20 protein-coding genes are annotated in these 25,264 nt (G+C 61.2%); 14 read left to right on the forward strand and 6 right to left on the reverse strand.

The features are described from left to right. Positions 1 to 44: 44 nt before the first annotated feature. Positions 45 to 1,439 carry a class II fumarate hydratase gene (locus JWU58_RS08455; protein ID WP_206421751.1) on the reverse strand — a complete coding sequence of 465 codons (1,395 nt, stop codon included), beginning with the start codon at positions 1,437 to 1,439 and terminating at the stop codon, positions 45 to 47. Between the two features lie 191 nt (positions 1,440 to 1,630). On the opposite strand from JWU58_RS08455, the gene JWU58_RS08460 reads away from it, so the two are divergent. From JWU58_RS08460 to JWU58_RS08490, 7 genes are all read left to right on the forward strand, one after another. Next, positions 1,631 to 2,146, forward strand: a complete 516-nt coding sequence (locus tag JWU58_RS08460) for a DUF2059 domain-containing protein (RefSeq protein ID WP_206421752.1) — start codon at positions 1,631 to 1,633, stop codon at positions 2,144 to 2,146. 12 nt (positions 2,147 to 2,158) lie between these two features. Further along, complete coding sequence (locus JWU58_RS08465; protein WP_122880394.1) at positions 2,159 to 2,458, forward strand: BolA family protein; 300 nt, start codon at positions 2,159 to 2,161, stop codon at positions 2,456 to 2,458. A 155-nt stretch (positions 2,459 to 2,613) separates the two neighbouring features. Next, a complete protein-coding gene (gene trhO, locus JWU58_RS08470; protein ID WP_016770934.1) occupies positions 2,614 to 3,555 on the forward strand; it encodes an oxygen-dependent tRNA uridine(34) hydroxylase TrhO in 942 nt (313 codons plus the stop codon). Between the two features lie 35 nt (positions 3,556 to 3,590). Further along, positions 3,591 to 4,193, forward strand: a complete 603-nt coding sequence (locus JWU58_RS08475; protein ID WP_177433361.1) for a DsbA family protein — start codon at positions 3,591 to 3,593, stop codon at positions 4,191 to 4,193. Beyond that, positions 4,186 to 6,003, forward strand: a complete 1,818-nt coding sequence (locus JWU58_RS08480) for an ABC transporter ATP-binding protein (RefSeq protein WP_076563770.1) — start codon at positions 4,186 to 4,188, stop codon at positions 6,001 to 6,003. Before JWU58_RS08475 ends, JWU58_RS08480 begins: the two co-directional genes overlap by 8 nt. A gap of 137 nt (positions 6,004 to 6,140) precedes the next feature. Continuing rightward, entirely contained in the window at positions 6,141 to 8,600 is a 2,460-nt protein-coding gene (locus JWU58_RS08485) for an EAL domain-containing protein (RefSeq protein WP_206421753.1), read from the forward strand. A gap of 79 nt (positions 8,601 to 8,679) precedes the next feature. Further along, entirely contained in the window at positions 8,680 to 9,441 is a 762-nt protein-coding gene (locus JWU58_RS08490; protein WP_404939496.1) for an iron-containing redox enzyme family protein, read from the forward strand. 103 nt (positions 9,442 to 9,544) lie between these two features. Here the strand turns inward: JWU58_RS08490 and JWU58_RS08495 are convergent, their stop codons facing one another. From JWU58_RS08495 to JWU58_RS08515, 5 genes are all read right to left on the reverse strand, one after another. Further along, positions 9,545 to 10,471 carry a GGDEF domain-containing protein gene (locus tag JWU58_RS08495; protein ID WP_206421754.1) on the reverse strand — a complete coding sequence of 309 codons (927 nt, stop codon included), beginning with the start codon at positions 10,469 to 10,471 and terminating at the stop codon, positions 9,545 to 9,547. Positions 10,472 to 10,832: 361 nt separating this feature from the next. Continuing rightward, complete coding sequence (locus tag JWU58_RS08500) at positions 10,833 to 11,573, reverse strand: YciK family oxidoreductase (protein ID WP_024013876.1); 741 nt, start codon at positions 11,571 to 11,573, stop codon at positions 10,833 to 10,835. 183 nt (positions 11,574 to 11,756) lie between these two features. Next, a complete protein-coding gene (mupP, locus tag JWU58_RS08505) occupies positions 11,757 to 12,428 on the reverse strand; it encodes an N-acetylmuramic acid 6-phosphate phosphatase MupP (RefSeq protein WP_123443573.1) in 672 nt (223 codons plus the stop codon). Between the two features lie 4 nt (positions 12,429 to 12,432). Further along, the gene (gene ubiG / locus JWU58_RS08510; protein WP_024013875.1) at positions 12,433 to 13,131 is read right to left on the reverse strand and encodes a bifunctional 2-polyprenyl-6-hydroxyphenol methylase/3-demethylubiquinol 3-O-methyltransferase UbiG; all 699 of its coding nucleotides are present in this window, start codon (positions 13,129 to 13,131) and stop codon (positions 12,433 to 12,435) included. A 58-nt stretch (positions 13,132 to 13,189) separates the two neighbouring features. After that, positions 13,190 to 14,524: a TRZ/ATZ family hydrolase gene (locus tag JWU58_RS08515; protein WP_206421755.1), complete on the reverse strand. Its 1,335-nt coding sequence runs from the start codon at positions 14,522 to 14,524 to the stop codon at positions 13,190 to 13,192. A gap of 108 nt (positions 14,525 to 14,632) precedes the next feature. On the opposite strand from JWU58_RS08515, the gene mtnA reads away from it, so the two are divergent. The 7 genes from mtnA (at position 14,633) to cmk (ending at position 25,244) form a co-directional block, all read left to right on the forward strand. Beyond that, positions 14,633 to 15,709 (forward strand): S-methyl-5-thioribose-1-phosphate isomerase, encoded by a 1,077-nt coding sequence (gene mtnA / locus JWU58_RS08520; RefSeq protein ID WP_016770927.1) that lies wholly within the window; start codon positions 14,633 to 14,635, stop codon positions 15,707 to 15,709. A gap of 423 nt (positions 15,710 to 16,132) precedes the next feature. Further along, positions 16,133 to 18,787: a DNA gyrase subunit A gene (gyrA, locus tag JWU58_RS08525; RefSeq protein ID WP_016770926.1), complete on the forward strand. Its 2,655-nt coding sequence runs from the start codon at positions 16,133 to 16,135 to the stop codon at positions 18,785 to 18,787. 229 nt (positions 18,788 to 19,016) lie between these two features. Beyond that, entirely contained in the window at positions 19,017 to 20,102 is a 1,086-nt protein-coding gene (serC, locus tag JWU58_RS08530; RefSeq protein WP_038860448.1) for a 3-phosphoserine/phosphohydroxythreonine transaminase, read from the forward strand. Further along, positions 20,102 to 21,196, forward strand: coding sequence for a prephenate dehydratase (gene pheA / locus JWU58_RS08535; protein WP_016770924.1), 1,095 nt, complete (start codon positions 20,102 to 20,104; stop codon positions 21,194 to 21,196). The genes serC and pheA overlap by 1 nt, the downstream gene beginning before the upstream one ends. Before the next feature lie 13 nt (positions 21,197 to 21,209). Then, a complete protein-coding gene (gene hisC / locus JWU58_RS08540; RefSeq protein WP_123443571.1) occupies positions 21,210 to 22,322 on the forward strand; it encodes a histidinol-phosphate transaminase in 1,113 nt (370 codons plus the stop codon). Between the two features lie 28 nt (positions 22,323 to 22,350). Then, positions 22,351 to 24,558 (forward strand): bifunctional prephenate dehydrogenase/3-phosphoshikimate 1-carboxyvinyltransferase, encoded by a 2,208-nt coding sequence (locus tag JWU58_RS08545; RefSeq protein ID WP_236248962.1) that lies wholly within the window; start codon positions 22,351 to 22,353, stop codon positions 24,556 to 24,558. Further along, positions 24,555 to 25,244, forward strand: a complete 690-nt coding sequence (gene cmk, locus JWU58_RS08550; RefSeq protein WP_110646031.1) for a (d)CMP kinase — start codon at positions 24,555 to 24,557, stop codon at positions 25,242 to 25,244. The genes JWU58_RS08545 and cmk overlap by 4 nt, the downstream gene beginning before the upstream one ends. The last annotated feature ends 20 nt before the right edge of the window (positions 25,245 to 25,264 follow it).

The following is a 25,264-nucleotide window of genomic DNA, read 5'->3' on the forward strand; positions in this document are numbered from 1 at the left end:
GAGCGAGCCTGCTCGCGAAGACGGATTTTCAGGCGCTAAATGACTCAGCCCTTGGCCCCAGCCTCGATCATGTTCTCCGGCCGCACCCAGGCATCGAACTCTTCATCCGTCAGATAACCCAGCTGCAACGCCGCCTCACGCAAAGTCAGCCCTTCGCTGTAAGCCTTCTTGGCGATCTCCGCCGACTTGTCATAACCGATGTGCGGGTTCAGCGCGGTCACCAGCATAAGCCCACGTTCCAGATGTTTGGCCATGACCTCGGCATCCGGTTCGAGCCCGGCGATGCAGTGCTGCTGGAAGTTGCTGCAGCCGTCTCCCAGCAAACGGATCGATTGCAGCAGGTTGTGGATGATCACCGGTTTGAACACGTTCAGCTGCAAGTGCCCGTGACTGGCGGCAAAACCGATCGCCACGTCATTGCCGAGCACCTGACAGGCGAGCATCGACAGCGCTTCGCACTGGGTCGGGTTGACCTTGCCGGGCATGATCGAGCTGCCGGGTTCGTTGGCCGGCAGCTTCACTTCAGCGAAACCTGCGCGAGGACCTGAGCCCAGCAGACGCAGGTCGTTGGCGATCTTCATCAAGGCCACGGCGAGGGTTTTCAGCGCACCCGACAGCGTTACCAGCGGTTCATGACCGGCCAGTGCAGCGAACTTGTTCGGCGCGGTGACGAACGGCAGACCGGACAGTGCTGCGAGTTCGGCGGCAATCGCCTCACCGAAACCGTGTGGTGAATTCAAACCGGTACCAACGGCGGTGCCGCCCTGAGCCAGTTCGCAGACTGCCGGCAGCGCGGCACGAATCGCGCGCTCGGCGTAATCCAGTTGCGCGATGAAGCCGGACAGTTCCTGGCCGAAGGTGATCGGCGTCGCGTCCATCATGTGCGTGCGCCCGGTCTTCACCAGTTTCATGTGCCGTGCCGCCAGTTCAGCAAGGCCGCCGGACAGCTCGGCAATCGCCGGCAGCAGTTGTTCCTGCACTGCTTTGGCGGTGGCAATGCTCATGGCGGTGGGGAAGCAGTCGTTGGAACTTTGCGAGCGATTGACGTGATCGTTCGGGTGCACCGGCGACTTGCCGCCGCGCGGGTTGCCGGCCAGTTCGTTGGCGCGACCGGCGATCACTTCGTTGACGTTCATGTTGCTCTGGGTGCCGCTGCCGGTCTGCCAGACCACCAGCGGGAACTGCTCGTCATGCTCGCCGGCGAGCACTTCATCGGCGGCCTGTTCGATCAGGCGGGCGATGTCGGCGGGCAGGTCGCCGTTGCGGTCGTTGACCCGTGCGGCGGCTTTCTTGATCAGGGCCAGGGCGTGCAGCACCGGTAGCGGCATGCGTTCCTGACCGATGGCGAAGTTGATCAGCGAGCGTTGCGTCTGAGCACCCCAGTAAGCGTCGTCCGGGACCTCGATCTGGCCCAGGCTGTCGGTTTCGATACGGCTCATCGTGCACACTCCTGTTGGTCTGTTGGCGCAATTTAGGCCGGCATCGGCCCGGGTGGTTCCATCGGCTCGATTGTTGACCGCAAAACCCCGCCAATCAAGCGCGGCAAGGGCCGGGGGTTGAGCCACAGCGATTGTTAGGCGCAGAATGGTCGCCCTTGGGGTTCGACCTCGCTTTGCTTAAAGGAAACTCGATGACTCGTCTTCGCGCCATCTGTACCGCGGTTGCACTGGTTTGCGCCAGCGGCCAGGTGCTTGCCGATACCGCCAGCCACAACGCCAGTGCCGAAGCTTTCCTGACGCTGGCTCACGCTGACAAGCTGGGTACCCCGGTGTACATGCAAGTGCAGCAAATGTTCGCCCAGCGCTTTGAACAGACCAAAGCCCCTGAGTCGAAGAAAGCCGTGCTCGAAACCTACCAGGCCAAGGCCAACGCTGCGCTGGACCAGGCCATCGGCTGGAGCAAGCTCAAGCCCGACATGGTCAAGCTCTACACCAGCAACTTCAGCGAATCCGAGCTGAAAGATCTGGTTGCCTTCTACCAGTCGCCACTGGGCAAGAAAGTCCTGGAAAAAATGCCGCAGCTGACCCAGCAGTCGGCGCAGATGACCCAGGGCAAACTGGAAAGCGCGGTGCCAGTGGTCAACAAGCTGCTCGACGACATGACCAAAGAGCTGACCCCGGCCGCGGCGCCAGCCAAGAAGAAGTAAGCGGAGTTCGTGATGACCATGCAACAACGCATCGAATCGACGCTGGCCCTGTTACAGCCTGAGCACCTGCAAGTGCTGGATGAAAGCCACATGCACAGTCGCGGGTCACAGACCCACTACAAGGCGGTGGTGGTCAGCGCGCAGTTCGAAGGCCTGAACCGGGTCAAGCGCCACCAGAAAGTCTACGGCACGCTCGGCGAGCTGATGGGCGAGTTCCATGCGTTGGCGCTGCACACCTACACCCCGCAGGAATGGGCAGAGATCGACGGCGCCCCGGCGTCGCCGACCTGTGCGGGAGGAAGCAAGCTGTAAGCTGCAAGCTTCAAGCTGCAAGTTAAAAGCGGATCATCTTGCCGCTTGAAGCTTGAAGCTGCTTTTTTGCTAGAATCCCGACGCGCCGCTTAGCCGGCGCGTTTTTTTTGAATCCGGTTCACCCTTTGCGAGGGTAGCCACCTGGAGAAATACCCATGACACAACCGATTGTCGTGGCGGCACTGTACAAGTTCGTCACCCTCGAAGATTACGTTGACCTGCGCGAGCCACTGCTGCAAGCGATGGTCGACAACGGCATCAAAGGCACTCTGCTGATCGCCGAAGAAGGCATCAACGGCACGGTTTCCGGCAGCCGCGAAGGCATCGACGGTCTGCTCGCCTGGCTCAAGAACGATCCGCGCATGGTCGACATCGACCACAAGGAATCGTACTGCGACGAACAGCCGTTCTATCGCACCAAGGTCAAGCTGAAGAAAGAGATCGTCACCCTTGGCGTCGAAGGCGTTGACCCGAACAAGAAGGTCGGCACCTACGTCGAGCCGCAGGACTGGAACGCGCTGATCAGCGACCCGGAAGTGCTGCTGATCGACACGCGCAACGATTACGAAGTGTCGATCGGCACCTTCGAAGGCGCCATCGATCCGAAAACCACCAGTTTTCGCGAGTTTCCCGACTACATCAAAGAACACTTCGACCCGGCCGTGCACAAGAAGGTCGCGATGTTCTGCACCGGGGGCATCCGTTGCGAGAAAGCCTCGAGCTACATGCTCGGCGAAGGTTTCGAAGAGGTTTACCACCTCAAGGGCGGCATCCTGAAGTACCTCGAAGAGGTGCCGCAGGAAGAAACCAAGTGGCGCGGCGACTGCTTCGTCTTCGACAACCGCGTGACCGTGCGTCACGACCTGACGGAAGGCGACTACGATCAATGTCATGCCTGCCGCACGCCGGTCAGCGTTGAAGATCGCGCCTCCGAGCACTACGTCGCCGGCATCAGTTGCCCGCACTGCTGGGACAAGCTCAGCGAGAAAACCCGGCGCAGCGCCATCGATCGGCAAAAGCAGATTGAACTGGCCAAGGCGCGCAACCAGCCGCACCCGATCGGCTACAACTATAAGCAAGCATCCACCGAGGCTTAACCATGTCTGCGCGCCTGCTCTACGTGATGGATCCGATGTGTTCATGGTGCTGGGGTTTTGCTCCGGTGGCCAAGGCATTGGTCGAGCAGGCGCAGGCAGCCGGGGTCGAACTGCATCTGGTGGTCGGCGGTTTGCGCACCGGTAGTGGCTCGGCGCTGGAGCCGACCACGCGGCGCTACATTCTTGAGCACTGGCAAGCGGTCACCGAGGCCACCGGCCAGCCGTTCAAGTTCGATGGCGCGTTGCCCGACGGTTTTGTCTACGACACCGAGCCTGCCTGTCGCGCGATTGTCACCGCGCGCAGTCTGGCGCCGGATTGCGCGTGGACACTGGTCGGGATGATCCAGCAGGCGTTTTACGCCGAAGGTCGCGATGTCACCCAGGCCAGCGTGCTGGTCGAACTGGCGGAGCAGGCCGGCGTGCCGCGTATCGAATTCGCGGCGTTGTTCGATCATGCCGATCAGCACAAGGCGACCCAGGCCGATTTCACCTGGGTACAGGATCTGGGCATCGCCGGTTTTCCGACCCTGCTGGCCGAGCGCAACGGGCAACTGGCGCTGCTGACCAACGGCTATCAACCGCTCAGCGAGCTGTCGCCGTTGCTCGGCCGCTGGCTGGAGCGCGCGGCCTGTGTCTGACCGTGCCGATGACACGCCAGCCGTAGAGCGTGTCGACCGGCTGAGCTGGGCTGAAGTCCGGCGTCTGGCACTGCATCACAAGAAATCCCTGTGGATCGCCAACGGCGTGGCCGTGCTGGCGACGCTGTGCAGCGTGCCGATTCCCTTGCTGCTGCCATTGCTGGTCGACGAAGTCCTGCTCGGCCACGGCGATGCCGCGCTGAAAGTCATGAACCATTTTCTGCCGAGCATGTGGCAGCAGGCGGCGGGTTATATCGGCCTGATGCTGGTGGTGACCCTGACCTTGCGTTGCAGCGCCCTGTGTTTTGGCGTGTTGCAGTCGCGGCTGTTCGCGCGCCTGGCCAAGGACATCGTCTACCGCATTCGCGTGCGCCTGATCGAGCGGCTCAAGCGCATTTCCCTCGGCGAATACGAAAGCCTCGGCAGCGGCACGGTGACCACGCATTTGGTCACCGATCTGGATACCCTCGACAAATTCGTCGGCGAAACCCTCAGCCGCTTCCTCGTCGCCATGCTGACCCTGGTCGGCACCGCCAGCATTCTGATGTGGATGCACTGGAAGCTGGCGCTGCTGATCCTGCTGTTCAACCCGTTGGTGATCTACGCCACGGTGCAGTTGGGCAAGCGCGTCAAACACCTGAAAAAACTCGAGAACGACAGCACCTCGCGCTTCACTCAGGCGCTGAGCGAAACCCTCGATGCGATTCAGGAAGTGCGCGCCGGCAACCGTCAGGGCTATTTCCTCGGGCGCCTCGGTTTGCGCGCGCAGGAGGTGCGCAACTACGCAGTCAACTCGCAGTGGAAGACCGACGCCTCGAACCGCGCCAGTGGTTTGTTGTTCCAGTTCGGCATCGACATCTTCCGCGCAGCGGCGATGCTCACCGTGCTGTTTTCCGACCTGTCGATCGGGCAGATGCTCGCGGTGTTCAGTTACCTGTGGTTCATGATCGGCCCGGTCGAACAGCTGCTCAATCTGCAATACGCCTATTACGCGGCGGGCGGTGCGCTGACGCGGATCAATGAATTGCTGGCGCGCGCCGACGAGCCGCAGTATCCCGGCGGCGTCGATCCGTTCAAGGGGCGCGACACCGTCGGCATCGAGGTGCAAGGCCTGAGCTTCGGTTACGGCGACGAGCTGGTGCTGGATCAGATGAACCTGTCGATCCTGCCCGGCGAAAAAGTCGCGATCGTCGGCGCCAGCGGCGGCGGCAAAAGCACCTTGGTGCAATTGCTGTTGGGCCTGTACACGCCAGCGGCCGGGACCATCCGCTTTGGCGGGTCGACCCAGCAGGAGATCGGTCTGGAGACGGTGCGCGAGAACGTCGCGGTGGTGCTGCAGCATCCGGCGCTGTTCAACGACAGCGTGCGCGCCAACCTGACCATGGGCCGCATGCGCAGCGACGAAGCCTGCTGGCAGGCGCTGGAAATCGCGCAAATGGCCGCGACCATCCGTGCGCTGCCCGCTGGTCTCGACAGCATCGTCGGGCGTTCCGGCGTGCGTTTGTCCGGCGGTCAGCGCCAGCGTCTGGCGATTGCGCGGATGATTCTCGCCGAGCCGAAAGTGGTGATTCTCGACGAAGCCACCTCGGCCCTCGATGCCGCCACCGAGTACAACCTGCACCAGGCGATGGCGAAATTTCTCCATGGCCGCACCACGCTGATCATTGCCCATCGCCTGTCGGCGGTGAAACAGGCGGACCGCGTGCTGGTGTTCGACGGCGGGCAGATCGCCGAGGACGGCGACCATCGCCAACTGATCGCCGACGGCGGTCTGTACGCCAAGCTCTACGGCAACTTGCAACAGCACTGATCGAAACCCTCGCCGACCTGTCAGAGGTTCTGCGCGCGGTGTAACGCCGCGCCTTGCCTTGAACGAGAACCCCACCTAGTCTCGTCATAGCGAATTCGCCCGGAAGGCGAGCGGGCAGTGCTCATGCAAGGACTCTCATGAAGCAAAAGCAGACTCTGGGAACACCACGGTTGTTGGGTATCGTCTGGCCCTTTATTGCTGTCGTGGTGTTCCAGGCATTACTGGGTGGCGTGAGCCTTTACGTGCTTTCGGCCGTGCGTGGCTACGTCGCTGGCGAAAGCCTGTGGTCCAAGGGCCAGAAAGACGCCATCTATTATCTCAACCTCTACGCCGACAGTCGTGACGAGGCGATCTATCGCAAATACCTGACGGCGATCGCCGTGCCCCAAGGCGGGCACCAATTGCGCCTGGCGCTGGATCGTCAGCCGCCGGATCTGCAAGCGGCGCGCGAAGGCATTCTCAAGGGCGGTAATCATCCAGACGATGTCTCCAGCGTCATCTGGCTGTACCTCAATTTCCGCCACTACAGTTATCTGGAAACCGCGATCGATCGCTGGACGATTGGCGATGCCTATCTCGACCGACTGCACGAAGTCGCGCAGGAGATGCACCAAGGCATTGCGCAGAACCAGGCCGGCCCCGGCGATGTGCAGCGCTGGAAGTTACAGATCTTCGCCATCAACGATGCAGTCACCCCTGCGGCCAGGGCTTTCAGCGATGCCTTGGGCGAAGGCTCGCGGGTGATCATGCGCCTGCTGCTGTTCACCAACCTGGCCACCGCGCTGGGTCTGATCGCGCTGGCGCTGTGGCGCACGCACAAGCTGCTCAAGCAGCGCCATGAGTTTGCCCAGGCGCTGCAACTGGAAAAGGATCGCGCGCATATCACGCTGCAGTCGATTGGTGATGGCGTGATCACCACCGACGTCAACGGCGCGATCGATTACATGAACCCCGCCGCCGAGGCCATGACGCACTGGAAGGCCGAGCAGGCGGCGGGGCTGCCGTTGTCGGCGCTGTTCAACCTGCTCGACGATAACGCCCAGACCGAAGGCCTGACGTTGATCGAGCACATTCTCAGCGGCCAGCTCAGCGGCGGCAGCGAACATTCCAAGCTGATCCAGCGTCTGGACGGCAGCACCCTGTCGGTGACACTGGTCGGCGCGCCGATCCGCAATGCCGGGAATGTCAGCGGCACGGTGCTGGTGCTGCACGACATGACTCAGGAGCGGCAATACATCGCCAATCTGTCCTGGCAGGCGACTCACGATGCGCTGACCGGGCTGGCCAACCGCCGCGAATTCGAATATCGCCTCGAGCAGGCCTTGCACAAACTGACGCGCCAGCCCGGGCGGCACGCGCTGATGTTCCTCGATCTGGACCAGTTCAAACTGGTCAACGACACCTGCGGGCACGCGGCGGGCGATGAGTTGCTGCGGCACATCTGCACGCTGCTGCAATCAGACTTGCGCGAGGGCGATACCCTGGCACGACTGGGCGGCGATGAATTCGGGATTTTGCTCGAGAACTGCCCGCCGGACATCGCCGAGAAGATTGCCGAAAGCCTGCGCCAGACCGTGCAGAACCTGCATTTTGTCTGGAAGGGGCGGCCGTTTTTGACCACAGTCAGTATCGGCCTGGTGCATATCGCACAGAATCCCACCAGCCTTGAGGCCTCCCTGCGTGCGGCGGACATGGCTTGCTACATGGCCAAGGAAAAAGGCCGCAACCGCGTGCAGGTCTACCATGCCGATGATTCAGAACTGTCCATGCGCTTCGGTGAAATGGCCTGGGTGCAGCGCCTGCACATGGCGCTGGAAGAAAACCGCTTCTGCCTTTATGCCCAGCAGATCGCACCGCTCAAGCCACAACCCGGCCAGGCCGGGCACATCGAAATACTCCTGCGTTTGCATGATGAATCCGGGCGGATGATTTTGCCTGACAGCTTTATTCCGGCAGCGGAGCGATATGGTTTGATGACCCAATTAGATCGCTGGGTAGTTGAAAATGTTTTCAAGGTTATTGCCCAGTGTATTGAACAGGAACATGAACTTCCTCTGGCAATGTGTGCGATTAATCTGTCAGGCATTACTATAGGAGATGACGCGTTTTTGCACTTCCTGCGGGAACAGTTTGTTAACTACGCTATACCGCCTGAAATGATTTGTTTTGAAATTACTGAAACCAGTGCAATCGCAAATCTTGGCAGCGCAATTCGTTTTATCAATGAACTCAAAGGCTTAGGTTGTCACTTTTCTCTGGATGACTTTTGTGCCGGAATGTCTTCATTCGCTTACTTGAAACATTTGCCTGTAGACTTCCTGAAGATCGACGGGAGTTTCGTTAAGGATATGCTGGACGACCCGATTAATCGGGCAATGGTCGAAGTGATCAATCACATCGGCCATGTTATGGGTAAGCAGACAATTGCCGAGTTTGTTGAAACTAACCAGATCGAACAGGCGTTGCTTGAAATAGGTGTGGATTACGCTCAGGGGTATGTCATCGAGCGCCCGCAGTTATTTACCTGTGACAGTTTGCAAAGTCGCCCTGCCAGACCGCAGCCGTTGTTGTTCAAAGCGCCTGGCACGTTCCGTTGAAGTCTCTCGCCGATCCTTGCCATCACAACTCAAAAGGAGCCGAACAGTGATCGACACATTCAACCGAACCGGACCCCTCATGGAAGCTGCAAGTTATCCTGCCTGGGCGCAACAGCTCATCAAGGATTGCAGCGAGAGCAAGCGCCGGGTTGTCGAACATGAACTTTATCAGCGCATGCGCGACAACAGACTCAGCGCGAAAACCATGCGCCAGTACCTGATCGGCGGCTGGCCGGTGGTCGAGCAGTTTGCCTTGTACATGGCGCAGAACCTGACCAAGACCCGCTTCGCCCGCCATCCCGGCGAAGACATGGCGCGGCGCTGGCTGATGCGCAACATCCGCGTCGAACTCAACCATGCCGACTACTGGATGCACTGGAGCCGCGCCCATGGCGTCAGTCTCGAAGATCTCCAGGCCCAGCAAGTGCCGCCGGAGCTGCACGCTCTGAGTCACTGGTGCTGGCACACCAGCTCGGCGGATTCGCTGATCGTGGCGATTGCCGCGACCAACTATGCGATCGAAGGGGCGACCGGGGAGTGGTCAGCGGTGGTCTGCTCGACCGGGGTCTACGCCGCGGCGTTCCCGGAAGAGGACCGCAAGCGCGCGATGAAGTGGTTGAAGATGCACGCCCAGTACGATGATGCCCACCCGTGGGAAGCGCTGGAAATCATCTGCACCCTGGCCGGCCTGAACCCGAGCAAGGCGTTGCAGGCCGAGCTACGGCAGGCGATCTGCAAGAGTTATGACTACATGTACCTGTTTCTGGAGCGGTGCATGCAGCTGGAGACTTCGGAGCGCTTGCTGGTCAACCGCGAGCGCCGGACCGTAACCGAAAGCTGATCGAACTGTGGGAGCGAGCCTGCTCGCGAAAGCGGTGGGTCATGCAACGAATCGTTGTCTGACCCTCCCTCTTCGCGAGCAGGCTCGCTCCCACAATTGTTTTTCAGCCGGCCATCGCCAGCCGGTTCCGCCCCTCGCGCTTTGCGACATAGAGCGCACTGTCGGCCCGGCGCAGCAAGCTGTCCGCCGACTCGCCAGGCAGTAACGTCGAGCATCCCAGACTCACGGTGATCTCGATCAACTGGCCATCGGCAAAGTATTCCTCCGACTGCGTCGCCTGGCGCAAACGCTCGCCGACCATCGCCGCCGCCTCGCGACCGGTGTTGGAAAGCATGATCAGAAACTCTTCGCCGCCATAACGGAACACCATGTCGACGTTGCGCAGTTGCGCCTTGATCGACGCGGCAATGGCTCTGAGCACCTCATCACCGGCGCCATGCCCGTGGTCATCGTTGACCCGTTTGAAGTGGTCGATGTCGAGCATCAGCACCGACAGCGGTTGCGCATGGCGGCGCGACATGTCGATCTCGCGCTGCAAGGTCTGCTCCATGGCCACCCGGTTGCCGGCACCGGTCAACGGGTCGCGCAAGGCACTTTGCGTTGCGGCGCGATAGAGCAGGGCGTTGCGCATCGGGTATAGCAGGCAGGACAGCAGCGACTCGAGGTCGCCCTGTTCCTTGTCGTTGAAGCGTTGATTACGGCGGAAGACCAACTCGCCCATGTGCTCGCCTTCGTGGCTGAGGGTGTAGCTGAGCGAGTGGTGGCCGCGCGCGCCGAACTCCAGGCGCAAGTCGCTGGCCTGATGCACATAGCTCAGGGCGTCCAGTGGCACCAGGCGTTGGATTTCGCGGAAGAACAGGCCAAGGATGCGCTGTGGCTCCAGGCTGGTTTGAAGTTGCAGGCTCATTTGCTGACGCAATTGCGCCAGGCTGGTCGGGCGCTCGATCAGCGCCGGTAGTTGACCGAAGCCCAGGCGCTGCAATTTGGCACTGTCAAAGTCAATTGCATGGGTCTGGGAAGGAGATTTCATATGGCGTGAGCCCCTAAGCAGTAAGTCTGTCTTACAGGCTGGGTGAGAGCGGCTATGGGCTGCGCGTCGTACTGATCCATCAGTCCCGTAGGACGTTTGGCGTAAGTTTAGTCTGCCGCAAGACGATCAGTCAGCTATCGAAATCGGCGTTGCCCCATGGCCATCACACGGCATGTTTTGAGGGAATTTAGAGCGAAACCCGTGCCATTCGGTTCGATTTAATTTAAAGCTTTTCGAATCAAAGACTTGCTGATGGATGCCGGGCGGCCGCGCTGGGTTATTGGCGGCTTTGTGACGGTTATGAGCGGCAATGGCTTGCCGCGACAGCATTCTGCCGCGGCAACAAATGCGACGTATGGCGTTATTGGGCGTTGAAAGCCTGGCCATTGACGCCCGCGCTGTCCGGGCCCATCAGGTACAGATACACCGGCATGATCTCTTCCGGTGTCGGGTTGTTCAGCGGATTTTCCCCCGGATAAGCCTGCGCGCGCATGCTGGTGCGCGTACCGCCCGGGTTGATGCTATTGGAGCGTACCGGCGCAACGCCTTCGACTTCATCGGCCAGGGTTTGCATCAGGCCTTCGGTGGCAAATTTCGACACACCGTAAGCGCCCCAGTACGCGCGACCCTTGCGCCCGACGCTGCTCGAGGTGAACACCACCGAGGCGTCCTGCGAGAGCTTGAGCAGCGGCAGCAGGGTGCTGGTCAGCATGAACATCGCGTTGACGTTGACCTGCATGACCCGCATGAAGTTTTCGCCGGACAGTTGTTCGATCGGCGTGCGCGGGCCGATGATCGAAGCGTTGTGCAGCAGGCCGTCGAGATGGCCGAACTCGGTTTCGATCATCGCCGCCAGCTCATCATATTGATGGGGCAGGGCGGTCTCGAGGTTGAACGGGATAACCGCCGGTTGCGGGTGGCCGGCAGCCTCGATTTCGTCGTAGACCTCGGTCAGATTGGCTTCGGTCTTGCCCAGCAGCAACACGGTGGCACCGTGGGCGGCATAGGTTTTCGCCGCAGCCGCGCCGATGCCACGGCCGGCACCGGTGACCAGAATGACCCGATCCTTGAGCAATTCAGGGCGAGCGGTGTAATCAAACATAAGAACCTCACAATCCATTTGATGAAGACCTGCTTCACCCCTGTGGCGAGGGGATTTATCCCCGTTCGGCGGCGAAGCCGTCGCAAAACCTGTGTGTCACATTGCCTGGATGAAAGCGGGGGCCGCTTCGCAGCCCAGCGGGGATAAATCCCCTCGCCACACAGGGAGTTTGCAACAGTCAGGTCAGCAGCTGCACAGTGCGCTGTCGAGCACCTTGCGCAACTCCAGCGGGTGATCCACTACCACGTCCGCGCCCCAGTGCCGTGGGTTGTCGTCCGGGTGGATGTAGCCGTAGGTCACCGCAGCGGTTTTGGTGCCGGCATCGCGACCCGATTCGATATCACGTAGATCATCGCCGATAAACAGCACGGTCGACGGATCCAGATCAAGCATCTTGCAGGCGAGGATCAGCGGCTCAGGGTCCGGCTTGCTGTTTTTCACATGATCCGGGCAGATCAGCAGCGCCGAACGCTCGGCCAGCCCCAGGCGTTGCATGATCGGCTCGGCGAAGCGCACCGGTTTGTTGGTGACCACGCCCCAGATCAGGTTGGCTCTCTCGATATCGGCGAGCAGTTCGCCCATGCCGTCGAACAGTTTGCTGTGCACCGCGCAACCGACCAGATAGCGCTCGAGAAACTCCAGACGCAGCTCCTCAAAGCCCGGCGATTCCGGATCCATCGAAAATGTCACCGCAACCATGGCCTTGGCCCCGCCGGAAATCTCGTCGCGGATGTGCTTGTCGTTGATCGGCGGCAGACCGCGATCGGCGCGCATCGCCTGGCAGATGGCGATGAAGTCCGGCGCGGTGTCGAGCAGGGTGCCGTCCATGTCGAAAAGTACCGCTCTGATGGCCATCGGCTTATTCCTCGCGCAGGGTCTGGATCATGTAGTTGACGTCAACGTCGTTGGCCAGCTTGTAGTGCTTGGTCAGCGGGTTGTAGGTCAGGCCGATGATGTCCTTGACGGTCAGGCCGGCCATGCGGCTCCACGCGCCGAGCTCGGATGGGCGGATGAATTTCTTGAAGTCGTGGGTGCCGCGCGGCAGCAGCTTCATGATGTATTCGGCGCCGATGATCGCGAACAGATACGCCTTCGGGTTGCGGTTGATGGTCGAGAAGAATACCTGGCCGCCCGGCTTGACCATGCGGAAGCAGGCACGGATTACCGAGGATGGATCCGGCACGTGCTCGAGCATTTCCAGGCAGGTGACCACGTCGAACTGCTCGGGCATCTCGTCGGCGAGGGCTTCGGCGGTGATCTGGCGGTATTCGACGCTGACCCCGGATTCCAGCTGATGCAGTTGTGCGACCGCCAGCGGCGCTTCGCCCATGTCGATGCCCATCACCGTGGCGCCACGCTGGGCCATGGCTTCGCTGAGGATGCCGCCGCCGCAACCGACGTCGAGGACTTTCTTGCCGGCCAGATTGACCCGCTCGTCGATCCAGTTGACCCGCAGCGGGTTGATGTCGTGCAGCGGCTTGAATTCGCTTTCACGGTCCCACCAGCGATGGGCCAGGGCCTCGAATTTGGCGATTTCGGCGTGGTCGACGTTGCTCATGTTCAATTCCTCGAAAAACCTGAAAAGGGCTGTAGCCGCGGATATAGCGCCGCGGTGTTTACGATTCGGTGTGGCCGCTGATGCGCTGGCCCCAGTGGCGGGCGGTCGCGCCCAGCTGTTGTTCGTCCATGCGGGTCAGGCGCCGGTCGTCGAGCAGTTGCTTGCCGGCAACCCACAGGTGTTTCACGCAATCACGCCCGGTGGCATAAATCAGCTGCGACACTGGGTCATACACTGGTTGCTGCGCCAGACCGGACAGGTCGAAAGCGACGATGTCTGCGGCTTTGCCGATCTCCAGCGAGCCGACCTGCGCCTCGATCCCCAGCGCGCGGGCGCCATTGAGAGTGGCCATGCGCAAGGCGCGATGGGCGTCCAGCGCCGTGGCAGAACCGGCCACGGCTTTCGCCAGCAGGGCGGCGGTGCGGGTTTCGCCGAGCAGGTCGAGATCATTGTTGCTCGCCGCGCCATCGGTACCGACAGCGACGTTCACCCCAGCCTGCCACAAACGTTCGACCGGGCAGAAGCCGCTGGCCAGTTTCAGATTGGATTCCGGGCAGTGGATCACGCTGCTGTTGCTTTCTACCAGCAGCGCGAGGTCGTCATCGCTGATCTGGGTCATGTGCACCGCCTGGAAGCGCGGGCCGAGCAGGCCAAGGCGACCCAGGCGCGCCAGTGGCCGTTCGCCGGTTTGCTCGACGGCCTGCTGCACTTCGAATGCGGTTTCATGCACATGCATGTGGATCGAGGCGTCCAGCTCCTCGGCGATCACCCTGATTTTCTCCAGGTTCTCATCACCGACGGTATAGGGTGCATGCGGGCCGAAGGTGATCTTGATGCGCTCGTGATGCTTGAGATCGCCGAACAATTCGACGCCCTGACGAATGGCTTCGTCGGCACTGCTGGCGCCTGGGATTGGGAAATCGAGGATCGGAATGGCGATCTGCGCACGGATGCCGCTGTTGTGTACGCGCTCGCTGGCGACTTTCGGGAAGAAATACATGTCAGAGAAGCAGGTGATGCCGCCCTTGATCTGCTCGGCGATGGCCAGATCGGTGCCGTCGCGGACGAAGTCCTCATCGACCCATTTGCCTTCGGCCGGCCAGATATGATTTTCCAGCCAGGTCATCAACGGCAGATCGTCAGCCAGGCCACGGAACAGCGTCATCGCCGCGTGGCCGTGGGCATTGATCAGTCCCGGCGCCAAAAGAACATCCGGCAATTCACGGATTTCTGTCGCGTTACACTTCAACGCTTCGGCGCGCGGGCCGATAAACACGATGCAACCGTCACGGATGCCCAGGCCGTGCTCCTTGAGCACCACGCCTGCCGGTTCGACGGGGATCAGCCAGGTCGGCAGCAATAACAGGTCGAGCGCAATGGCAGGTTTCGGCATCGAGGGTCGGTTCCAGTGCTTTTGTAAAGGATGGCGAAGTATACCCGAGCGTCTTCGCGGGGGGATCGCTATAATCGGCGGCTTTTGTTCATGAGTGCGGGGTGTGGGATGCGCGATCGACTGTTGGCTGCGGAGAAAGTAAAGGCCATCGATTGGCGTGATGGCGCGCTGCACCTGCTGGATCAGCGTATTTTGCCGTTCGAGGAAACCTGGATCGCCTACACCAGCGCCGCCGGCGTGGCCGAGGCGATTCGCTCGATGGTCGTGCGTGGCGCACCGGCTATTGGCATCAGTGCGGCTTATGGCATCGTCCTCGCGGCGCGGGCGCGGATTGCCGAGGGCGGCGACTGGTACGCGGCGCTGGAAGAGGATTTCGCGCTGTTGGCCGATTCGCGTCCGACCGCGGTCAATCTGTTCTGGGCGCTGGGGCGCATGCACGATCGCCTGGATCGGCTGAAAAGCAACGCCGATCCGCTGGCGGCGCTGGAAGCCGAAGCCATCGCCATTCACGAAAGCGACCGCGAAGCCAACCTGACCATGGCGCAGCTTGGTGTCGATCTGATTCGCAAACATCAAGGCAACGCTCAGGCGATTCTCACGCACTGCAACACCGGCGCGCTGGCCACCGGTGGGTTCGGAACTGCGCTGGGAGTGATCCGCGCTGCTTATATAGAAGGCATGGTCGAGCGTGTTTACGCCGACGAAACCCGGCCGTGGCTGCAAGGCTCGCGCCTGACCGCGTGGGAACTGGCCAACGAAGGCATCCCGGTGACCCTGAACGCCGACTCCGCCGCCGCGCACATCATGAAAACCAAAGGCGTGACCTGGGTGATCGTCGGCGCCGACCGCATCACCGCCAATGGCGACGTGGCGAACAAGATCGGCACCTATCAACTGGCGGTCAACGCCATGCACCACGGCGTGCGCTTCATGGTGGTGGCGCCGAGTTCGACCATCGACATGAACCTCGCCAGCGGCGATGACATCCCGATCGAAGAGCGTGATGGCGCCGAACTGCTCGAAGTTGGCGGTAAACGCGTCGGTGCCGATGTTGAAGCGTTCAACCCGGTGTTTGATGTCACTCCGGCGGATCTGATTGATGCGATCGTCACCGAAAAAGGCATCGTCGAACGCCCGGATACCGCGAAAATGGCCCAGCTGATGTGTCGCAAGCGCCTGCATTGAAGGTCTTTAGCGTGTGAGCGGGCCCCATCGCTGGCAAGCCAGCTCCCACAGGTTTTGTGCCCGGCATTGAACCTGTGGGAGCTGGCTTGCCAGCGATGAGGGCCTGAATGTCAATAAACAACTGTAAATCTGCCCCAGATTTCACATTCAAAGAAGCTCAGAGCTTCTGTCGTCCCCCTCAAGCCTGTCATCGGTCAACTAACTATGCTCCATGCGCATCTGGGGGATAGGTGCGTGGCGGCCTTTGTGATAACATCCGGCGTTTTCCGAGGCGGCTCCACGGAGCTGTCTTTACTGCGCAAATCCGCGATCCAATGTTGATTTGTCGTAAGTCGGCGCATGGCACTCGGCCGGCCCCGACGAGCTTCGTTGCTCCCACATGGATATGACGAAGTTTCACCAGAAAAAGGAATCAGGCTTCTCATGGGCGAACTGGCCAAAGAAATCCTCCCGGTCAATATCGAAGACGAGCTGAAACAGTCCTACCTCGACTACGCAATGAGCGTGATCGTCGGCCGTGCACTGCCGGATGCGCGCGATGGCCTCAAGCCCGTGCACCGTCGCGTACTGTTCGCGATGAGCGAGCTGGGCAACGACTACAACAAGCCGTACAAGAAATCTGCCCGTGTCGTCGGCGACGTGATCGGTAAGTATCACCCGCACGGTGACACTGCCGTGTACGACACCATCGTTCGTATGGCCCAGCCTTTCTCCCTGCGCTACCTGCTGGTCGACGGCCAGGGCAACTTCGGTTCGGTCGACGGCGACAACGCTGCGGCCATGCGATACACCGAAGTGCGCATGACCAAGCTGGCGCACGAGCTGCTGGCTGACCTGCACAAGGAAACCGTGGACTGGGTGCCGAACTACGACGGCACCGAACTGATCCCGGCGGTCATGCCGACCCGCGTACCGAACCTGCTGGTCAACGGTTCCAGCGGTATCGCCGTAGGCATGGCGACCAACATTCCGCCGCACAACCTCGGTGAAGTCATCGACGGTTGCCTGGCCCTCATCGACAACCCCGAGCTGACCGTCGATGAGCTGATGCAATACATTCCCGGTCCGGACTTCCCGACGGCTGCGATCATCAACGGTCGCGCCGGCATCATCGAAGCCTACCGCACCGGTCGCGGGCGCATTTACATGCGTGCCCGCTCGATCATCGAAGACATCGACAAGGTCGGTGGCCGTCAGCAGATCGTCATCACCGAGCTGCCTTACCAGCTGAACAAGGCGCGTCTGATCGAGAAGATCGCCGAGCTGGTCAAAGAGAAGAAGCTCGAAGGCATCACCGAGCTGCGCGACGAGTCCGACAAGGACGGTATGCGTGTCGTGATCGAACTGCGTCGCGGCGAAGTGCCGGAGGTGATCCTCAACAACCTCTACGCCCAGACCCAGCTGCAATCGGTGTTCGGTATCAACATCGTCGCGCTGATCGACGGCCGCCCACGCATCCTCAACCTCAAGGATCTGCTGGAAGCCTTCGTCCGTCACCGCCGCGAAGTGGTCACCCGTCGTACCGTGTTCGAACTGCGCAAGGCGCGCGAGCGCGGGCACATTCTTGAGGGCCAGGCCGTTGCCCTGTCGAACATCGACCCGGTCATCGCCCTGATCAAGGCCTCGCCAACGCCGTCGGAAGCCAAGGAAGCGCTGATCAGCACGCCTTGGGAATCCTCGGCTGTGGTGGCGATGGTTGAGCGTGCCGGTGCCGATTCGTGCCGTCCGGAAAACCTCGATCCGCAATACGGCCTGCGTGAAGGCAAGTACTTCCTCTCGCCAGAACAGGCGCAAGCCATTCTCGAACTGCGCCTGCACCGTCTGACCGGTCTGGAGCACGAGAAGCTGCTGGCCGAGTATCAAGAGATTCTCAACCAGATCGGCGAGCTGATCCGCATCCTCAACAGCGCTGTGCGCCTGATGGAAGTGATCCGCGAAGAACTGGAAGTGATCCGCGCCGAATACGGCGACGTGCGCCGCACCGAAATTCTCGATGCCCGTCTCGACCTGACCCTGGGCGACATGATCCCGGAAGAAGAGCGCGTCGTGACCATCTCCCACGGTGGCTACGCCAAGACCCAGCCGCTGGCTGCGTACCAGGCTCAGCGTCGTGGCGGCAAAGGCAAGTCGGCCACCGGCGTCAAGGACGAGGACTACATCGCTCACCTGCTGGTTGCCAATAGCCACACCACGCTGCTGCTGTTCTCCAGCAAGGGCAAGGTTTACTGGCTCAAGACCTACGAAATTCCGGAAGCATCCCGCGCTGCCCGTGGTCGTCCGCTGGTCAACCTGCTGCCGCTGGATGACGGTGAATACATCACCACCATGCTGCCGGTCGAGGAATACACCGAAGGTCACTACATCTTCATGGCTACCGCCAACGGCACCGTGAAGAAGACCCCGCTGGAATCCTTCAGCCGTCAGCGCAGCGTCGGTCTGATCGCGCTGGAGCTGGACGAAGGCGACGTGCTGATCTCTGCAGCCATCACCGATGGCGAGCGCGAAGTGATGCTGTTCTCCGACGGCGGCAAGGTCACCCGCTTCAAAGAGTCCGACGTGCGTGCCATGGGCCGTACCGCTCGCGGCGTGCGCGGCATGCGTCTGCCGGAAGGGCAGAAGCTGATTTCCATGCTGATCCCGGAAGAAGGCAGCCAGATCCTCACCGCTTCCGAGCGTGGTTATGGCAAGCGCACCGCGATCACCGAGTTCCCTGAGTACAAGCGTGGCGGCCAGGGCGTGATCGCCATGGTCAGCAACGAGCGTAACGGCCGTCTGGTCGGCGCAGTTCAGGTGCTCGACGGCGAAGAAATCATGCTGATCTCCGATCAGGGCACCCTGGTGCGTACCCGTGTCGACGAAGTGTCGAGCCTGGGACGTAATACTCAGGGCGTGACGCTGATCAAGCTGGCCAAGGATGAAACCCTGGTCGGCCTGGAGCGGGTTCAGGAGCCTTCGGAAATCGAAGGCGAAGAGCTCGAAGGTGAAGAGGGCGAGGAAATCGCAGGCAGCGTCGGTATCGACGAAGCGGGTGAAGACCAGCAACTCGACGCCGCAGCAGACGAAGAACCGCAGGAATAAGCGGACAAACGAGGGGGCGGATGAGAATTCGCCCCCTTGTTATTTGTCCGGTATGAAAATTTGCAACACTGCGGCTGATCGTTCCCACGCTCTGCGTGGGAATGCCGCTGGGGACGCTCCGCGTCCCATGACGCAGAGCGTCATTGGATGCATTCCCACGCGGAGCGTGGGAACGATCAGCCGCAAACCAAAAGATTCAAGTGACCACCAAATCAGAGCGAGATTGGATGTGAGCAAGCGAGCCTATAACTTCTGCGCCGGTCCGGCGGCGCTGCCTGAAGCTGTCCTGCAGCGCGCCCAGGGTGAACTCCTTGATTGGCACGGCAAGGGTCTGTCGGTCATGGAAATGAGCCATCGCAGCGATGAGTTCGTGTCCATCGCCACCCAGGCCGAGCAGGATCTGCGTGACCTGCTGAATATCCCGTCGAACTACAAAGTGCTGTTTTTGCAGGGCGGCGCCAGCCAGCAGTTCGCGCAGATCCCGCTGAACCTGTTGCCTGAAGGCGGCTCGGCCGACTACATCGACACCGGTATCTGGTCGCAGAAAGCCATCGAAGAAGCCTCGCGCTATGGCCACGTCAACGTTGCTGCCACTGCCAAGCCTTACGACTATTTCGCCATCCCAGGCCAGAACGAGTGGAACCTGTCGAAAGACGCCGCTTACGTTCACTACGCGCCGAACGAAACCATCGGCGGCCTGGAATTCCAGTGGATCCCGCAAACCGGTGACGTGCCGCTGGTCGCCGACATGTCTTCGGACATCCTCTCGCGCCCGGTCGATATTTCGCGTTTCGGCATGATCTACGCTGGCGCGCAGAAGAACATTGGCCCGAGCGGCATCGTCGTCAACATCATTCGCGAAGACCTGCTGGGCAAGGCCCGCTCGCTGTGCCCGACTATGCTCAACTACAAGGTCGCGGCTGATAACGGTTCGATGTACAACACCCCGCCGACGCTGGCCTGGTACCTGTCCGGTCTGGTGTTCCAATGGCTGAAAGAGCAGGGCGGCGTCGAAGCGATCGCCAAGCTCAACGACGTCAAGCAGCGCACGCTGTACGACTTCATCGACGCCAGCGGTCTCTACAGCAACCCGATCAACAAGTCGGATCGCTCGTGGATGAACGTGCCGTTCCGTCTCGCTGACGATCGTCTGGACAAGCCGTTTCTCGCCGGTGCCGACGAGCGCGGTCTGCTCAACCTCAAGGGTCACCGTTCGGTGGGCGGCATGCGCGCCTCCATCTACAACGCCGTCGACATCACTGCGGTCAACGCGCTGGTGGCGTACATGGCGGAATTCGAGAAGGAACACGGCTGATGTCCGAGCAAGAACTCAAGGCACTGCGCGTTCGCATCGACGCTCTGGACACCAAAGTCCTGGAGTTGATCAGTGAGCGTGCGCGTTGCGCCCAGGAAGTCGCCCGCGTGAAGATGGCCTCGCTGGCCGAAGGCGAAGTGCCGGTGTTCTATCGTCCCGAGCGCGAAGCTCAGGTGCTCAAGCGTGTGATGGAGCGCAATCAGGGTCCGCTGGGCAACGAAGAAATGGCGCGGCTGTTCCGCGAGATCATGTCCTCGTGCCTGGCGCTGGAGCAGCCACTGAAAGTCGCGTACCTCGGTCCTGAAGGCACTTTCACCCAAGCGGCAGCGATGAAGCATTTCGGTCACGCGGTGATCAGCAAGCCGATGGCAGCGATCGATGAAGTGTTCCGTGAAGTCGCCGCCGGTGCGGTGAATTTCGGCGTGGTGCCGGTGGAAAACTCCACCGAAGGCGCGGTCAACCACACGCTGGACAGCTTCCTCGAACACGACATGGTGATCTGTGGCGAGGTCGAGCTGCGCATCCACCATCATTTGCTGGTCGGCGAAAACACCAAGACCGACAGCATCAGCCGCATCTATTCCCATGCGCAGTCGCTGGCCCAGTGCCGCAAGTGGCTCGATGCGCATTACCCGAATGTCGAGCGCGTCGCGGTATCGAGCAACGCTGAAGCGGCCAAACGGGTCAAGGGTGAGTGGAATTCGGCAGCGATCGCTGGTGACATGGCGGCAGGGCTGTATGGCCTGACGCGTCTGGCCGAGAAGATCGAAGATCGCCCGGACAACTCAACGCGCTTCCTGATGATCGGTAACCAGGAAGTGCCGCCGACCGGCGACGACAAAACTTCGATCATCGTCTCCATGAGCAACAAGCCCGGCGCGCTTCATGAGCTGCTGGTGCCGTTCCACGACAATGGCATCGACCTGACCCGCATCGAAACCCGTCCGTCGCGCAGCGGTAAATGGACTTACGTGTTCTTCATCGACTTCGTCGGCCACCACCGCGATCCGTTGATCAAAGGTGTGCTGGAAAAGATTAGTCAGGAAGCAGTAGCACTCAAAGTGCTGGGTTCCTACCCGAAAGCAGTTCTCTAAGGGGCGGTAGCAAATGAGTGGCAACTTCCTCGCTCTGGCACAGCCGGGCGTGCAACAACTTTCGCCGTACGTTCCGGGCAAGCCTGTGGACGAACTGGCGCGCGAGCTGGATCTGGATCCGGCAAAAATCGTCAAACTGGCGAGCAACGAAAACCCATTGGGCGCCAGCCCGAAGGCTTTGGCGGCGATCCGCGATGAGCTGGCCGAGTTGACCCGCTACCCGGACGGCAATGGCTTCGCCCTGAAATCGCTGCTCGCCGAGCAGTGCCGTGTCGAGCTGAATCAGGTCACGCTGGGCAATGGCTCCAACGACATTCTTGAGCTGGTTGCGCGTGCCTATCTGGCGCCGGGCCTGAATGCGGTGTTCAGTGAGCACGCCTTCGCGGTGTATCCGATCGCGACTCAAGCAGTTGGCGCTCAGGCCAAAGTAGTTCCGGCCAAAGACTGGGGGCATGACCTGCCGGCCATGCTCGCAGCCATCGATGCCAACACCCGCGTGGTGTTTATCGCCAACCCGAACAACCCGACCGGCACCTGGTTCGGCGCAGAAGCGCTGGACGAATTCCTGCAGGACGTTCCCGAGCATGTGCTGGTAGTCCTCGACGAGGCTTACATCGAGTACGCCGAAGGCAGCGATTTGCCGGACGGTCTCGACTTCCTCGCCGCCTACCCGAACCTGCTGGTGTCGCGCACCTTCTCAAAGGCCTATGGCCTGGCCGCGCTGCGCGTCGGTTATGGCTTGTCGACGCCTGTGGTGGCGGACGTGCTGAACCGCGTTCGTCAGCCATTCAACGTCAACAGCCTCGCGCTCGCCGCAGCCTGTGCGGCATTGAAGGACGAAGAATATCTGGCGCAAAGCCGTCAGCTCAACGAATCCGGCATGCAGCAGTTGCAGGCCGGTTTCCGTGAGCTGGGGCTGGGCTGGATCGAATCCAAAGGCAACTTCATCTGCGTCGATCTCGGCCAAGTCGCGGCGCCAATTTTTCAGGGCTTGCTGCGCGAAGGCGTGATCGTGCGTCCGGTGGCCAATTACGGCATGCCGAACCACCTGCGGGTGACCATCGGTCTGCCGGCAGAAAACAGCCGTTTCCTCGAGGCGCTGCGCAAGGTTATGGCTCGTGGGTGATGTCACTGCGCTGCAACCTGCTGCACCTATGATCGGTCGCCTCGTGGTGGTCGGTCTGGGGTTGATCGGTGGTTCGTTTGCCAAGGGTTTGCGTGAAAGCGGCCTGTGCCGTGAAGTGGTCGGCGTCGATCTCGACCCGCAATCGCGCAGGCTCGCGGTCGAATTGGGTGTGGTCGATCGCTGTGAAGACGACTTGGCGGCGGCTTGCGTCGGTGCCGATGTGATTCAGCTGGCGGTGCCGATTCTGGCCATGGAAAAGCTGCTCGCGCGTCTGGCTGTCATGGATTTGGGGCAGGCGATTCTCACGGATGTCGGTAGTGCCAAAGGCAACGTGGTGCGCGCCGCGACTGAAGCGTTCGGCGGCATGCCGGCGCGCTTCGTCCCGGGGCACCCGATTGCCGGTTCCGAGCAGAGCGGGGTGGAAGCCTCGAATGCCGAACTGTTCCGCCGGCACAAAGTGATCCTGACGCCGCTCGAGCAGACCGATCCTGCCGCGCTGGCGGTGGTCGATCGCCTCTGGCGTGAACTGGGTGCCGATGTCGAGCACATGCAGGTCGAGCGGCACGACGAAGTGCTGGCCGCGACCAGTCATCTACCGCACCTGCTGGCCTTCGGTCTGGTCGATTCGTTGGCCAAGCGCAATGAAAATCTGGAGATCTTCCGTTACGCTGCCGGTGGTTTCCGCGATTTCACAAGAATCGCCGGAAGCGACCCGGTGATGTGGCACGACATCTTCCTCGCCAACCGCGAGGCTGTCCTGCGCACACTCGATACATTTCGCAGCGATCTCGACGCCTTGCGCGACGCGGTCGATGCAGGGGATGGGCACCAATTGTTGGGCGTTTTCACGCGCGCCCGGGTTGCCCGCGAGCATTTCAGTAAAATCCTGGCCCGCAGGGCCTATGTGGACGCTATGAATTCCAACGATCTGATCTTCCTGGCTCAACCTGGTGGCCGCCTGTCCGGTCGGATTCGCGTACCGGGTGACAAATCGATTTCCCACCGTTCGATCATGCTCGGCTCGCTGGCCGAAGGCGTCACCGAAGTCGAAGGCTTCCTTGAGGGCGAAGACGCCCTGGCGACCTTGCAGGCATTTCGCGACATGGGCGTGGTCATCGAAGGCCCGCATCACGGCCGCGTGACCATCCACGGTGTCGGCCTGCACGGCCTGAAACCTGCGCCGGGCCCGATCTATCTGGGCAACTCCGGCACCTCGATGCGTCTGCTCTCCGGCCTGCTGGCGGCGCAGAACTTCGACAGCACCTTGACCGGCGACGCTTCGCTGTCCAAGCGTCCGATGAATCGCGTGGCTAATCCTCTGCGAGAAATGGGCGCCGTGATCGAAACCGCTGCCGAAGGTCGTCCACCGATGACCATTCGCGGTGGCCACAAGCTCAAGGGTCTGACCTACACCATGCCGATGGCCAGTGCCCAGGTGAAATCCTGCCTGCTGCTTGCCGGTCTCTATGCTGAAGGCAAGACCACGGTGACCGAGCCGGCACCGACCCGCGATCACACCGAACGCATGCTGCGTGGCTTCGGCTACCCGGTCAGCGTCGACGGCGCCACTGCTTCGGTCGAGTCCGGCGGCAAGCTCACCGCGACTCACATCGAAGTGCCGGGCGATATTTCGTCGTCGGCGTTCTTCCTGGTCGCGGCCTCGATCGCCGAGGGCTCCGAGCTGGTGCTGGAGCACGTCGGCATCAACCCGACCCGCACTGGCGTGATCGATATCCTGCGTCTGATGGGCGCCGATATCACTCTGGAAAACCAGCGTGAAGTCGGCGGCGAACCAGTGGCTGACTTGCGCGTGCGCGCAGCTAAACTCAAAGGTATCGAGATTCCGGAGGCGCTGGTGCCGCTGGCGATCGACGAATTCCCGGTCCTGTTCGTGGCTGCTGCGTGCGCCGAAGGGCGTACCGTGCTGACCGGCGCCGAAGAGCTGCGGGTCAAGGAATCCGACCGGATTCAGGTCATGGCGGACGGGTTGCTGGCGCTGGGCGTCAAGTGCGAACCGACCCCGGACGGCATCATCATCGACGGCGGCCAGATCGGCGGCGGTGAAGTGCACGGGCACGGCGACCACCGTATCGCCATGGCCTTCAGCGTCGCCTCGTTGCGCGCTACCGCACCGATCCGCATCCATGATTGCGCCAACGTCGCGACCTCGTTCCCCAACTTCCTCGCGTTGTGCGGGCAAGTCGGCATTCGTGTGGCACAAGAGGCTCAGTCGTGAAAAACATTGCACCGGTCATCACCATCGATGGGCCAAGCGGCTCCGGCAAAGGCACGGTCGCCGGGATTCTGGCCAAGCGTCTGGGCTGGAACCTGCTGGATTCCGGTGCGCTTTATCGCTTGCTCGCGTTTGCTGCGCACAACCATGGCGTCGACCTGACCAATGAAGAGCTGCTGAAGACATTGGCCGCTCATCTGGATGTGCAATTCATCGCCGCGACCGAAGGTCAGCTGCAGCGGATCATTCTGGAAGGCGACGAGGTCAGCGATGTTATCCGCACCGAAAGCGTCGGTTCCGGCGCCTCGCAAGTGGCTGCGCTGCCCGCTGTGCGCGAGGCGCTGCTGCAGCGCCAGCGTGCTTTCCAGGAAGCGCCGGGCCTGGTGGCCGACGGCCGCGACATGGGCACGGTGGTTTTTCCGGATGCACCACTGAAGATTTTCCTCACCGCCAGTGCCGAGGAACGGGCGCGCCGCCGATATTTGCAGTTGAAGGGCAAAGTCGAGGGTGTTAGTCTGTCGAGTCTGCTAGATGAGATCCGTGCACGCGATGAGCGTGACACCCAGCGCGCAGTAGCCCCGCTCAAGCCGGCGGCCGACGCGATTCAGCTGGATTCAACGGAGCTTTCCATTGAGCAGGTGCTTGAACGCATCATGAGCGAGATCGCCATTCGCGATATCGCCGGGTGACCAAGAAGGCCGCAGGGGAC

This window comes from Pseudomonas atacamensis, from assembly GCF_017167965.1.
Taxonomy (GTDB): Bacteria; Pseudomonadota; Gammaproteobacteria; order Pseudomonadales; family Pseudomonadaceae; genus Aquipseudomonas; species Aquipseudomonas atacamensis.